The organism is Mycobacterium hippophais (assembly GCF_027529605.1).
In the GTDB taxonomy this organism is placed as follows: domain Bacteria; phylum Actinomycetota; class Actinomycetes; order Mycobacteriales; family Mycobacteriaceae; genus Mycobacterium; species Mycobacterium arseniciresistens.
Window position 1 is genome coordinate 40,235 of the sequence record NZ_JAPZPY010000015.1, and the last position, 12,458, is coordinate 52,692.

The following is a 12,458-nucleotide window of genomic DNA, read 5'->3' on the forward strand; positions in this document are numbered from 1 at the left end:
ATTAGGTTGAGCGGGTGACTGATTCCGGTAAGCCCGAGATCGCATTCCCGTCCCGCGTCGGCGTCTGGTGGGCCAGCGAGACCTGGTCGATCACCGACGCGCAGGACGTGGCGCGGGAGATCGAGGCACTCGGCTACGGCTCGCTGTTCATCCCCGAGGTGACCGGCAAGGAATGCCTGACGCAGTCGGCGGCCTTCCTCTCGGCGACCGACCGCCTGGTGGTGGGCACCGGCATCGCGAACATCCACATCCGGCTGCCGTCCGCCGCCGAGACCGGTGGCCGCACCCTCAACGCGCAGTATCCCCATCGCTTCGTGCTGGGCCTCGGCGTGAGCCACGCGCCGCTCGTCGAACACGGGATGGGCGGAACGTATGCGAAGCCGCTGGCGACGATGCGCACCTACCTCGACAAGATGGCGGCGGTGTCCGAGATGATCGAGCCGGGCGCTCCCCGCCCCACCCGCCTGCTGGCCGCGCTCGGCCCGAAGATGATCGAACTCTCCGGCACCCACGCCGACGGCGCGCACCCGTATCTCGTCACTCCGGCGCAGACGCAGACCACCCGCGACATCCTCGGGCCGGACAAGTGGATCGTCTCCGAGCAGGCCGTCGCGTTCGGCGGCACCGACGAGGACCAGTTGCAGCGCGCGCACCAGCACCTCGACGTGTACAGCGGGCTGCCGAACTACCGCAACTCGTGGCTGCGGCAGGGCTTCGACGAATCCGACCTGGTGCGCGGCGGCTCGGACCGGCTGGCCCGTGGCGTCGTCGGCATGGGCTCGGTCGAGGATGCGGCGGCCTCGATCACCGCGCATCTGGACGCCGGCGCCGACCACGTCGTGGTGCAGGTGCTCGGGGACAACCCGATGGCCGACCCGCGGCCCGCGCTGCGGGAACTGGCCAAGGCACTTCCGCTGGGGTGAAGCTCTAGTCGTAGATGACGTCGAGCCCCTTGCGCCTCAGGTCGGCGAGGCCGTCGCGCATGGCCTGGAGCTGCTCGGCCGAGTGCCCCACCCAGTCCGTCAGCTCGCCGGCGATCTTCACGGGCTGGCGGGTGCGGTAGGAGCGGGTCGGATTGCCGGGCAGCTTCTTGTCGGTGACGTTCGGGTCGTCCTCCAGTTCGCCTTCCGGTTCCACGATGTAGATGCGGCACGGGCCTTCGCCGGCCGCCATCTCGGCCCCCCACACCGCGGCGTCGAGCGTCTGCGTCACGTAGACGTGGTTCATGATGCGGCCCGCTTGGTAATTCGATTCCCGTCCGGGCACCAGGAGATCGCCCACCGACAGGTCGGCCCTGGTGCCGTGCAGGTACGCACCCGTCGGGTGCACCTCGAACGGTTTCGGCGTGTTCGTCACTCTCAACCCCCATAGATCGTTGCTGGCCGGAGGATTGTGCAGCACGAACGGGGTCTTGCGGCAAGCCCCCACCCCTGCCCTAAAGTGAGAGTGGGAAGAGGCGTTTCGGCCCGGCGGCTCGGCCGCGAAAGTCCTACTGTGGCTCACCCTCGGGTCGGGCTGTCGTCGACCGGAGGCCCGACGGGACATCGAGGTGGCTGTTGTCGGTCGCCGCCCAGCTGGCCAGGAGCGTGAGGTTGTCGGCGGACTTCGATGCCGGTTCGGCGGTGTAGGCGGTCAGCGAAAGGCCCGCGGCCCCAGGGATGTCCATGACGTCGTAGGCCAGCTCGAGCTCGCCCACGGCGGGGTGGCGGAAGGTCTTGGTGCCGCTGTAGTGGGTGCGGACGTTGTGTGTCGCCCAGCGTTGACGGAACTCGTCCGACTGGGTCGACAACTCGCCGACGAGGGCGGACAACGCGGCGTTCCCCGGAGTCCGGCCGGCCTCGGTGCGGAGCAGAGCGACCGCGACGTTGGCCGCGCCGTCCCAGTCGGGGTAGAAATCGCGGGCCGCGGGATTCATGAATGCGAAACGGGCGAGGTTCGGGACCTCGGGTTCGGCGTCGTAGGCCGGTGAGTAGAGCGCCTGGCCGAGCATGTTGGCGGCCAGCAGATCCATGCGGCCGTTCCGCACGATCGAGGCGACCCCGGTCATTCCGTCGAGCACCCGCTGGATGCTGGGGCTCAGGCGTTGTCGTTTCACGCTCGCCGTCCGGCTGCGCGGGGAGGCGTTGGCGGCACGGGCCAAGCGGTGCAGGTGCAGCCGTTCGGCCTCGTCCAGCTGCAGGGCGTTGGCGATCGCCTCCAGCACCGTCTCCGACACCCCGGCGAGGTTGCCCCGTTCGAGGCGGTTGTAATAGTCCACGCTCACCCCAGCCAGCGCGGCCACTTCTTCACGGCGCAGTCCGGGCACGCGGCGGGTGCCATACGACGGCAGGTTGACCCGCTCAGGGGAGATCCTGGCGCGCCGGGTCACGAAGAATTCCCGGATGTCGCTCCTGTCCATGAGCCCAGGGTAGGCAGTCTCCGCCCGGTCAGGGGTGCCCTGCCAGTACATGGCACAGCCGAACCTGTTACCGGCCTACGAGAACGGGTTTCGTGGTCACCGGAAGAAGCCGAAGGGCATCACCCGGTAACCGAGGAGCCGAACAAACATGCACCCATCTCGCAGCGACAGCAGCACCCGGCTGCCGCTGTTGGTCCACGTCCTGGCCGCAGGGATCTTCCTCATGGGCACAACCGAATTCATGCTTGCCGGCGTACTTCCCGAGGTGGCCGCCGACCTCGGCGTCAGCGTCGCGAAGGCAGGACTGCTCATCACCGCGTTCGCGGTCGGCATGATCGTCGGCCCACCGGTCATGGCGTTGGCCACACTGCGGATGCCCGCGCGCGCCACCCTGGTCGGCGCGCTGACGGTGTTCGCCGCCGGGCATGCGGTGGCAGCGGTCAGCGAGTCCTTCGCCGTGCTGACCGTGGCGCGCGTCATCACTGCGCTGGCCACCGGGACGTTCTGGGCGGTCGGTGCGGTGGTGGCCGCCGCGGCGGCCGGTCCCGCAGCCGGTGCGCGAGCGCTGGCAGTGATGTCGGGGGGCTTGAGCCTGGCCGTGGTGGCTGGTGTGCCGCTGGGCACCTTCGCCGGCCTGCTCACGGGGTGGCGGGTTCCGTTCTGGCTGCTGGCCGGCCTGTCAGTGATCGTGGCTGTCGCCGTGCATCGACTCGCGCCCGCCACCAACGGCGACCGATCCGCCGAGCTGTCCGTCCGGGGTGAGGTCGAGGCGATACGCCCTTGGCGGGCGTGGGCGATGCTGGCGGCGATCGTGTTGGCCCAGGCCGGCTTCCTCGGCACCTACAGCTTCATCAGCCCGTTGTTGACCGGTCGCTCCGGTGTCCCCGAAGCGCTTGTGCCCGTCGTGCTGGCGGGGCTGGGGATCGGCGCACTGATCGGTACCGCCGTCGCGGGTCGGTTCGGAGACCGTCATCCGCTGGCCGTCATCGCCCTGGCGACGACGTCATCGGCAGCGGCGATGCTGGCACTTGCGGCCGCAGCCGGCCACACGACGATCGCGGTCACTCTCGTGGTGCTGCTCGGCGCGTGCGGACTCGGCGCCAACCCGGTGTTGATCGCCCAGGTCCTTCGTCACGCCGGCGGTGGTTCGACCCTGGCGTCCTCGATGGCGACTGCCGCGTTCAACATGGGCACCGCGGGCGGATCCGCACTCGCGGGCGCCATGCTCTCGACACCGCTGGGGCTGACCGGACCGGCCGTCCTCGGTGCACTGCTCACCGGTTCCGCCCTGATGCCGCTGACGCTACTGGCCGTCGCCAACCGCTGGGCCGGGCATGGTCGGCGCCTCCACCGCACGCCGAAGTCAATGCCTGACCGGCAATTCGAATACCAACGATAGGAGTGGACATGACGATTGACGTCAACCGAAACCGTAAGACAATCGATCGCAACACCTTTCGCCGACGCACACTGACAGCCGCCGCATCGGCGGTGGCAATTCTGGCCGCTGCCGGTTGCACGGCCGCCAAGCCCAGCGGCACACCTGCACCGTCGGTGCCCGCGGCCGCGACACCGGATCTGCCACCCGGTGACACCAGTCGAGGCGCGGACAACTTCTACAGCAGCGACCAGGTGACGGTTCAGAAGGTCACCTTCAAGAACCAGTACCAGATGAATGTCGTGGGAAACCTGTTCGTGCCCAAGGACATGGCACCCGACTCCAGGGCTGCGGCGATGGTCGTCGGTCATCCGATGGGAGCGGTCAAGGAGCAGAGCGCCAACCTGTACGCCACCAAGATGGCCGAACAGGGGTTCGTCACGATGTCGTTGGATCTGTCGTTCTGGGGTGAAAGCGACGGCCTGCCACGCAATGCCGTGTCGCCGGACATCTACGCCGAAGACTTCAGCGCGGCCGTCGACTATCTGCGCACTCAACCGTTCGTCGACCGCGAACGCATCGGCGCCCTCGGCATCTGCGGCAGCGGCAGCTTCGTCATCAGCGCGGCGAAGATCGATCCGCGGATCAAGGCCGTCGCGACGGTCAGCATGTACGACATGGGCGCCGCAAACCGCGACGGGCTGCGCAACGCCGTCAGCCTCGATCAGCGCCGGGAGGTCCTCGCGCAAGCCGCACAGCAGCGCGACGCCGAATTCGCCGGTGCGCCGACAGAATTCACCGGCGGTACACCCGAGGAACTGTCCGCGGCGTCAACCCCGATCGACCGCGAGTTCTACGACTTCTATCGCACCGCACGCGGACACAGCCCTGACACCAGCACCCATCCCACGCTCACCAGCAACGTCAAGTTCATGAACTTCTACCCGTTCTCCGACATCGAGACCATTTCGCCTCGGCCGATGCTGTTCATCTCCGGTGACCAGGCCCATTCGCGCGAGTTCAGCGAGGACGCCTACCGGCTGGCCGCCGAACCCAAGCAGCTGGTGCTCGTTCCCGGAGCCGGGCACGTCGACCTGTACGACCGGGTCGACCTCATCCCCTTCGAGACATTGGCCACCTTCTTTCGCACCAACCTTGCCTCTGCATGAGGCACCGGTTCAAACGACGAACCCTGATCGGCGGCAAGTCGTCACCCCTGGCCGGACGCGAAAGTGGGAAGAGGATTCCCGCCACCTCAGCCGCCTTTGAGGTAGGCGACTACTCACGCCTTTTCGCCGCTCACGTCGAACCCTTGAATCGTCATCACACGACGAGAGGAAGACGCCATGAGCGACGGAAATGACGAAGGGGCGGAAGGCAAGGCCTTCACCCCGAACCCTGTTTTCTCGAGGGTGCTCGCCGCGGTGGGGGACGGGGGTGCTGTCGCGCTCACCGGCTTCGTGGTGGAGTCGGCGCGGCAGAACTTCCTGCGTCTGCTGTTCGGACTGGACGAGAAGCAGGCCAGCGTCGAGGTGTCGCGCGACGACGTGGTCGAGATCGCGGAGCTGTCCACCTTCGACCTCGGGGCGTCCGTGGTGTGGGTCCGCAGAGGTGCCCTGATTCATCACGGCGTGACTGTGCCGGTTGAGGACTTCCTTGCGCGATGGCGGGCAGGCCAGCAGGTGACCACGAGGCGTTCGGGATTGACGATGCGGACGCGATCGCAGGCCCGCGACACCTGCACGTGCGAGTACTACTGCGACGGCACGCAATGCGTCCCATGCACCTGCAACTGCGTCCGCATGCAATGACCGCGATGGCAGAGCCCGCCCGAGCGAGCGCGGACGGGTACGCCGACGCGCTCGCGTTCGAGGCGCCGTACCTGATCGAGAAACTGGTCAAGGACCATGTCGCCGAGTCGGTTGACCACGCCGAGTTGCTCTTTCGGGAGATCAAGCGCTATTTCGTCGTCACTGAGTGCGATGCCGGCGTCACGTGGTCGATGTATTCTCTGGAGGTCGACGCGGTGTGGCACCAGTTCGTCTTGTTCACCCGCCAGTACATCGACTACTGCCGGGCACACTTCCGCGGATACATCCAGCACGCGCCCAGCAACGCCCCGAAGATCCGGCTGGCCGCGGTCCGGGAACCCTCGACGTTCGAAATGTTCGCGCAGCGATATGCGCAACTGTTCGATGAGTCGCTGCCCGACGTCTGGTACGACGACCGCAATGTGACGCTCGCCCGCCGCATTCTCTTCAGCCGGGCTGACGACCTGACACTTCGCGACGGCGACGACGGGATGGTGGAACTGTTGGATTCCCATGGTGAACCGATCTTCGCAGTCGACCCGGTGGCCCGGGCCGCGCTGGAGTTCATGGCCGACGTCAGGCACTTCTTCGTTCGGGAGTTGCCCGGCGACCTCGACGACGACCAGCGGATCGCGCTCGTCTCGGTGATGGTGGAAAACCGGATCCTGGCGCTCGCCGCCTGACGTCAGCTCATCGCACCGATCCGGTGCACACGAGCGCACTGACGGGCAGTCGGAGCTCGCCGTCGGATCGGAAACGCCTCGTCGCCGACTCGAGGACCTCCAGAAGACGGGCACGTCGTCGTTCGTCGGCGCGGTCGAGCGCCGCCGCGACGGACGGCAGCCGTGCCCGCGTGTACTCCAGGTATGCATGGTGGTCAGCGCAGGACAGCACGGAGTCGACGCGCTCGATGTGAACGTCTTCGAAGCCGGCGCTGCTCACCAGGCGCCGCAGGGTGTCCGGGCGTGCGAGTGCGAACGGGCCGCCCGGGCGCGCGGCAGGCGCCGCGCGCACAGCCAACTCCGATCGGGTCAGGGCAGCCCCGATCAGCGAGAGCCAGGGATTGTCCTGCGCCATCCCCCAGACCGAGGCGCCGACCCGCCCGCCGCTCCTGAGCACCCTGCGCACGTCCTCGAGCACGGAGCGCGGGCGATCGGTCAGCATCAGCAGCATGCCCGCGATCACGACGTCGACCGAGCCGTCGGCGCAGGGGATCTGGTGTGCATCGAACCGGGCGACCGTCACGTTCGCGTGCCGAATCAACCTCGCACGTGCGCGGCGCACCGCCTCGTCAGCGATGTCGCCGGCCAGCACTCGACCGCCGGCACCCACCGCATCGGCCAGCGCTTGGCTCAACTCTCCATCGCCACAGGCGAGCTCGACGACTCGGAGGTGCGTGATGGGCCCGACGGCCGTCAGCAGTCGCCGGGCGTGGTCCGCTGTCACAGCAGGTCAGCGGGGTCGTGGTGCACCGGTATGGGGGCCGCGGTCGACCTAGTCGGCGGCCGGCTCGATCGGCGGGGCCGGGATGCCCGCGCGGCGGGCCGCGCGGCGCCGCTTGATCCACTCGATCAGCATCGGCAGCACCGACACCAGCACGATCGCGATGAAGATCGGTTCGAGCAGCTTCTGGATGATCTCGAACTGGCCGAGCCAGAAGCCCAGCAGTGTCAGACCGACGCCCCACACCACCGCACCGAGGATGTTGTACAGCGCGAACACCGGGTAGCTCATCCGGGCGGCGCCCGCCGTCAGCGGGGCGAGCGTCCGCACGATGGGCACGAACCGGGCCATCACGATCGCGAAGGGTCCGCGCTGCTCGAAGAACAGGTGCGCCTCGTCGAGGTAGCGCTGCTTGAGGAAGCGCGCGTCCGGCTTGAACATCGCGGTGCCGATGTTGCGGCCGATCCAGTAACCGACCTGACCGCCCAGGATCGCCGCGATCGGGATGAACACCAGCAGCTGCCAGAGCTGGAAGTCGGGCACTTCTTTGCCCTGTTCGGCGGCCGCGGCGGTGCCCGCGGCGAGCATGCCTGCCACGAACAGCAGGGAGTCACCCGGCAGGATCGGGAACAGCACCCCGGACTCGACGAAGATCACCACCAGCAGTCCGACGAGCGCCCAGGTGCCGAAGTACCCGAGCAGGGTCATCGGGTCCAGGAATTCGGGCATCAGCGCCAGATGGGTGGTCGGGGTGGTCATGGCACCCCAAGATACCGGCGCGGCCACGGCCTCCCGAAATTCAGCCGCGCGGCCCGGACCGGTGAACTTCCTGCTAACGGGAATCCATCAGGCTATTCGCATAGCTAGGGTTGTATTCATGCCTACCCACACCGCCGTCCAACTGGCTGCCGTCGGCGAGGAGCTGACCCTCGTCGACGTCGAGACCACCGCCCCCGGGCGTGACCACGTCCGCATCGACGTCGCCGCGTGCGGCGTCTGCGGCACCGACCACGCCTTCGTCAACGGCGCCTTCCCCGGGATGACGTGGCCGCTGACGCCGGGTCACGAAGTTGCGGGCACCGTCGCCGAACTCGGCGACGGCGTGGAGGGCTTCGAGGTCGGTGACCGGGTCGCGGTCGGCTGGTTCGGTGGCAACTGCAACCGCTGCGTGCCCTGCCGCAAGGGCTTCTTCATGCAGTGCGAGCGTGGCCAGATTCCCAGCCTGAGCTATCCCGGTGGCTACGCCGAGTCGATCACCGTGCCGGCGACCGCGCTGGCTCGCATCCCCGACGAGTTGTCGTTCGCCGAGGCCGCGCCGATGGGCTGCGCCGGGGTGACCACCTTCAACGCGCTGCGGCAGACCCGTGCCGTGGCCGGCGACCTGGTCGCGGTGCTCGGCATCGGCGGGCTCGGCCACCTCGGTGTGCAATGGGCCAGGGCGATGGGCTTCGAGACCGTCGCGATCGCCCGCGGCGCAGGCAAGGCCGACGACGCCAAGGCCCTCGGCGCGCACCACTACGTCGACTCCACGGCCGGCGACGTCGGCGAGGCGCTGCAGAAGCTGGGCGGGGCGGCGGTGGTGCTCGCGACGGCGGCCAATTCGCAGGCCATGGCCGACACCGTCGGTGGACTCGCCGCACAGGGCGAGCTGGTCATCGTCGGCGTCACCGCCGACCCGTTGCCGATCAGCCCGATGCAGCTGATAACTCCCGGCCTCAGCGTCACCGGCCATCCGTCGGGCACGTCGCGCGACGTCGAGGAGACGATGCGCTTCGCGGTGCAGTCCGGTGTGCGGGCGATGATCGAGGAGCGGCCGCTGGCCGAGGCCGCCGAGGCCTACGCGGCGATGGACTCCGGCCGCGCGCGCTACCGCATGGTCCTCACCATGTGACGACTCGCGATGTGACGCCGGCCGGATCGGCGCATACTGGCCCGTATGCCGATCGCCACGCCCGAGGTGTACGCCGAGATGCTCGGCCGCGCCAAGGAGAACTCGTTCGCTTTTCCCGCCATCAACTGCACGTCGTCGGAGACCGTCAACGCGGCGATCAAGGGCTTCGCCGACGCAGGCAGTGACGGCATCATCCAGTTGTCAACGGGCGGAGCGGAATTCGCTTCCGGCCTGGGCGTCAAGGACATGGTCACCGGTGCCGTTGCGCTCGCGGAGTTCGCGCACGTGATCGCCGAGCGCTACCCGGTGACCGTCGCCCTGCACACCGACCACTGTCCGAAGGACAAGCTGGACACCTACGTCCGTCCGCTGCTGGCGATCTCCGCCGAACGGGTGACGGCCGGCCGCAACCCGCTGTTCCAGTCGCACATGTGGGACGGGTCGGCGGTGCCGATCGACGAGAACCTGTCGATCGCGCGCGAGCTGCTCGCCCAGGCCGTCGCCGCGAAGATCGTGCTGGAGATAGAGATCGGCGTCGTCGGCGGCGAGGAGGACGGCGTCGAGGCCGAGATCAACGACAAGCTCTACACCTCGGCCGAGGACTTCGAGAAGACCGTCGACGCACTCGGAGCCGGCGAGCACGGCAAGTACCTGCTGGCCGCCACGTTCGGCAACGTGCACGGCGTCTACAAGCCGGGCAACGTCAAGCTCAAGCCGGAGGTGCTAGCCGAGGGGCAGCGGGTGGCCGCTGCGAAGCTCGGACTCGATTCGCAGGCAAGGCCTTTCGACTTCGTGTTCCACGGCGGCTCGGGATCGCTGAAGTCGGAGATCGAGGACTCGCTGAAGTACGGCGTGGTGAAGATGAACGTCGACACCGACATGCAGTACGCGTTCACCCGCTCGGTGGCCGCGCACATGTTCACCAATTACGACGGCGTCCTCAAGATCGACGGCGAGGTGGGCAACAAGAAGGTCTACGACCCCCGCAGCTACCTGAAGAAGGCCGAGGCGTCGATGTCGGAGCGCGTCGTCGAGGCGTGCCGGGACCTGCACAGCGACGGCAAGTCGGTCACCGCCGGCTAGTTGGCGGGCGCCTGGCAGATCTTCCACTGGTCGTCGCGGAACTGCAGGTCGAAACTCCGCGTGGAGCGCGTTTGCGGCGCGAAGGCCATGAAGGTGGTGACGTTCGCCTCGGCGTGATCGCCGTTGACCACCACCTGGTCGATGCTGGCGACGACGGGATACTGCTTGGCCGCCGACACCCGGGCGTGGGTGTCGGCCCAGGTCCGGTCGTTGTACTTGACGTAGCTGTCGCGGGTGGCGCCGCAGGTGATGCTGCGCAGCATCGCGAGGTCGCCCTTCTGCATGGCGGCGTCGTAGTTCTGGATGGTCGCGCGGACCTGGTCCTCCTGCGACACCCCACCGTCGGACCCGCGGGTGAGCAGCAACGTGCCGAGGATCGCGATGGCCGCCAGCGCGGCGATCACGAGCACGACGGCCGCGACCCAGCCCCAGCTGCGCTTCTTCGTCGGCTGCGGCGGCCGAGGCTGCTCGCCGCGAGGCGGGATCAGTTGCGGCGTGGCGACTTTCGGCTGACCCGCCGCCTCGCCGCCTGCCGGGGCTGCGGACGTCGCGAACACCTCGGTGGCCGGTTCCTGCGGGCTGTCGATCTTCTGCGTGGTGCCGGCGTCGAAACCGGACGGCGCGGTGAACCGCCGCTCACCGGCTTGCGGGTCGGTCTGCGATTCGGCGGACTGCGGGGTGGACGCGAAGACCTCGGTCGCCGGCTCGTGATCGTGCTCCACCGGCACCAGGACCGCGTCCTCGGGTTCGGCGTCGTGTGGTTCCGGCTCCCTCGGCGTCGACGCGATCACCTCGGTGGCCGGCTCGTGTCCGCCGTCCGCCTGCTGGACGTCGATGATCTCGGTCTCGGCGGCGGACTCGGTGGTCGCCTCGTCAGCGCCCGGCGGGTCGTCGTGCTCGGCCGGCGGGGTCTGCTCCTGCGCGTCGGCCGTCGGCTCGGTCGGCTCTTCGCCTCGTTGCGGCCCTGGTGGGTTCGACATCCCTGCTGCTTTCCTCCTCCGCGCGTCCTACGCCGGAAGCTTATCGACCCGGCGGGGGGTGATGCCGTGGAGTGCCACCCGGGGGCCACACGGCACAATGGCCTCATGACACGGATGGGCGACCTCCTGGGACCGGAGCCGGTGCTGCTGCCCGGCGACATCGACGCCGAGGCCGAACTGGCGGCCGGCGAGAATCCGTCCATCGTGGCCGCTGCGCATCCCTCGGCATCGGTGGCGTGGGCGACGCTGGCCGAACAGGCGCTTGCCGGCGATCAGGCGGTCGCGGCCTACGCCTACGCCAGGACCGGCTATCACCGGGGTCTGGACCAGCTGCGCCGCAACGGCTGGAAGGGCTTCGGCCCGGTGCCGTTCCGCCATGAGCCCAACCGCGGATTCCTGCGGTGTGTGGCGGCGCTGGCCAAGGCCGCCGACACCATCGGCGAGACCGACGAGTACGCCCGTTGCCTGGACCTGCTCGACGACTGCGATCCGTCGGCGCGCGGCGAGTTCGGTCTGGCCTGACCGCAACCGCGCGGCCGGGCTACCAGTTGCTGTTCTCGCAGTTGCAGTCGGCGGCGCCCGCAGGCGGCTCCACCTGCACGGTCGCATGGTCGAGTCCACGGGCGGTCAGCACCGCGCGGGCGTCGTCGAGCACCCGGGCAGAGTCGGCCTCCGACGTGAGGTGCGCGGTGACCATGTCCTTCCCCGGCACCAGGGTCCACACGTGCAGGTCGTGCACCTCAGTGACGCCGTCGACCGCGCACAGCGCCGAGCGCAGTTCCTCGACGTCGATGTGCTGGGGCGAGGACTCCGACAGGATCCGCAGTGCCGCGCGGGCCAGTGCGAACGCCCGTGGTAGCACCCACAGCGCGACGAACACGGCGACCACCACGTCGGCGTACGGCCAAGCCGTGGTGACCGTGACGATGCCGGCGATCAGCACGCCGATACTGCCGACGGTGTCCGCCACGACCTCCATGTAGGCGCCCTTGACGGCAAGGCTCTGCTCGGACTGGGAGCGCAGCAGCAGCACCACGATCGCATTGGCGAGCAGGCCGGCCAGGGCGACCACGATCAGCGGGACACCGGGCACCTCGGGCGCGTCACCGAGCCGCTCGAACGCCTCGTACAGGATGAACGCGGCCACGCCGAGCAGCAGCACCGCGTTGGCGACGGCGGTGAAGACCTCGGCGCGGTGCCAGCCGTAGGTGCGGGCCGGCGAGGCGCTGCCGTGCCGGGCGAGCAGCACCGCGGTCAGCCCCATGAACATCGCGACGAGGTCGGTCAGCATGTGGCCGGCGTCGGCGAGCAGCGCGATCGAGTCGATCCACAGCGCGGTGACCAGTTCGAGGACGAAGAACGCGGACAGGATCGCGGCGGCGATGATCATCCGGCTGACCCGGGTGTCTCCGCCGCCGTGACTGTGGTCGTGTCCGGCGCCCATTCCAGCAATCTATGCGTAAAGACGCATATA

At 68.6% G+C, this 12,458-nt stretch carries 15 protein-coding genes; 8 read left to right on the forward strand and 7 right to left on the reverse strand.

Annotated elements, in window-relative coordinates; genetic code table 11:
• Positions 1-14 precede the first annotated feature (14 nt).
• Positions 15-923: an LLM class F420-dependent oxidoreductase gene (locus tag O6P37_RS24835; protein ID WP_269896582.1), complete on the forward strand. Its 909-nt coding sequence runs from the start codon at positions 15-17 to the stop codon at positions 921-923.
• 4 nt (positions 924-927) lie between these two features.
• On the opposite strand, the gene arr is transcribed toward O6P37_RS24835, so the two are convergent.
• The 3 genes from arr to O6P37_RS24850 all read right to left on the reverse strand — a co-directional run bounded on the left by arr (position 928) and on the right by O6P37_RS24850 (position 2,623).
• Entirely contained in the window at positions 928-1,356 is a 429-nt protein-coding gene (gene arr, locus O6P37_RS24840) for an NAD(+)--rifampin ADP-ribosyltransferase (protein ID WP_269896583.1), read from the reverse strand.
• A gap of 133 nt (positions 1,357-1,489) precedes the next feature.
• Positions 1,490-2,398 (reverse strand): helix-turn-helix transcriptional regulator, encoded by a 909-nt coding sequence (locus tag O6P37_RS24845; RefSeq protein WP_269896584.1) that lies wholly within the window; start codon positions 2,396-2,398, stop codon positions 1,490-1,492.
• A gap of 96 nt (positions 2,399-2,494) precedes the next feature.
• Entirely contained in the window at positions 2,495-2,623 is a 129-nt protein-coding gene (locus O6P37_RS24850; protein ID WP_269896585.1) for a hypothetical protein, read from the reverse strand.
• On the opposite strand from O6P37_RS24850, the gene O6P37_RS24855 reads away from it, so the two are divergent.
• The 4 genes from O6P37_RS24855 (at position 2,622) to O6P37_RS24870 (ending at position 6,270) form a co-directional block, all read left to right on the forward strand.
• Positions 2,622-3,797 (forward strand): MFS transporter, encoded by a 1,176-nt coding sequence (locus O6P37_RS24855; RefSeq protein ID WP_269896586.1) that lies wholly within the window; start codon positions 2,622-2,624, stop codon positions 3,795-3,797. The two genes, O6P37_RS24850 and O6P37_RS24855, sit on opposite strands and share 2 nt — an antisense overlap.
• Positions 3,798-3,805: 8 nt before the next feature.
• Positions 3,806-4,945, forward strand: a complete 1,140-nt coding sequence (locus O6P37_RS24860; RefSeq protein ID WP_269896587.1) for an alpha/beta hydrolase — start codon at positions 3,806-3,808, stop codon at positions 4,943-4,945.
• A gap of 177 nt (positions 4,946-5,122) precedes the next feature.
• Complete coding sequence (locus tag O6P37_RS24865) at positions 5,123-5,587, forward strand: hypothetical protein (RefSeq protein ID WP_269896588.1); 465 nt, start codon at positions 5,123-5,125, stop codon at positions 5,585-5,587.
• A gap of 5 nt (positions 5,588-5,592) precedes the next feature.
• Complete coding sequence (locus O6P37_RS24870; RefSeq protein ID WP_269896589.1) at positions 5,593-6,270, forward strand: glycine-rich domain-containing protein; 678 nt, start codon at positions 5,593-5,595, stop codon at positions 6,268-6,270.
• A gap of 7 nt (positions 6,271-6,277) precedes the next feature.
• On the opposite strand, the gene O6P37_RS24875 is transcribed toward O6P37_RS24870, so the two are convergent.
• Positions 6,278-7,033, reverse strand: a complete 756-nt coding sequence (locus O6P37_RS24875; protein WP_269896590.1) for a class I SAM-dependent methyltransferase — start codon at positions 7,031-7,033, stop codon at positions 6,278-6,280.
• A gap of 48 nt (positions 7,034-7,081) precedes the next feature.
• The gene (locus O6P37_RS24880) at positions 7,082-7,789 is read right to left on the reverse strand and encodes a VTT domain-containing protein (protein ID WP_264015628.1); all 708 of its coding nucleotides are present in this window, start codon (positions 7,787-7,789) and stop codon (positions 7,082-7,084) included.
• A 118-nt stretch (positions 7,790-7,907) separates the two neighbouring features.
• On the opposite strand from O6P37_RS24880, the gene O6P37_RS24885 reads away from it, so the two are divergent.
• Both O6P37_RS24885 and fbaA read left to right on the forward strand, forming a co-directional pair.
• Positions 7,908-8,921 (forward strand): alcohol dehydrogenase catalytic domain-containing protein, encoded by a 1,014-nt coding sequence (locus tag O6P37_RS24885; RefSeq protein ID WP_269896591.1) that lies wholly within the window; start codon positions 7,908-7,910, stop codon positions 8,919-8,921.
• Between the two features lie 45 nt (positions 8,922-8,966).
• Entirely contained in the window at positions 8,967-10,004 is a 1,038-nt protein-coding gene (fbaA, locus tag O6P37_RS24890; RefSeq protein WP_269896592.1) for a class II fructose-bisphosphate aldolase, read from the forward strand.
• On the opposite strand, the gene O6P37_RS24895 is transcribed toward fbaA, so the two are convergent.
• Positions 10,001-10,984, reverse strand: coding sequence for an Rv0361 family membrane protein (locus tag O6P37_RS24895; protein WP_269896593.1), 984 nt, complete (start codon positions 10,982-10,984; stop codon positions 10,001-10,003). The genes fbaA and O6P37_RS24895 overlap by 4 nt on opposite strands.
• Before the next feature lie 105 nt (positions 10,985-11,089).
• Here O6P37_RS24895 and O6P37_RS24900 point away from each other — a divergent pair, with 105 nt between their 5' ends.
• A complete protein-coding gene (locus tag O6P37_RS24900; protein WP_264015624.1) occupies positions 11,090-11,506 on the forward strand; it encodes a DUF3151 domain-containing protein in 417 nt (138 codons plus the stop codon).
• 19 nt (positions 11,507-11,525) lie between these two features.
• Here the strand turns inward: O6P37_RS24900 and O6P37_RS24905 are convergent, their stop codons facing one another.
• Positions 11,526-12,428 (reverse strand): cation diffusion facilitator family transporter, encoded by a 903-nt coding sequence (locus O6P37_RS24905; protein WP_264015623.1) that lies wholly within the window; start codon positions 12,426-12,428, stop codon positions 11,526-11,528.
• Positions 12,429-12,458: the final 30 nt, after the last annotated feature.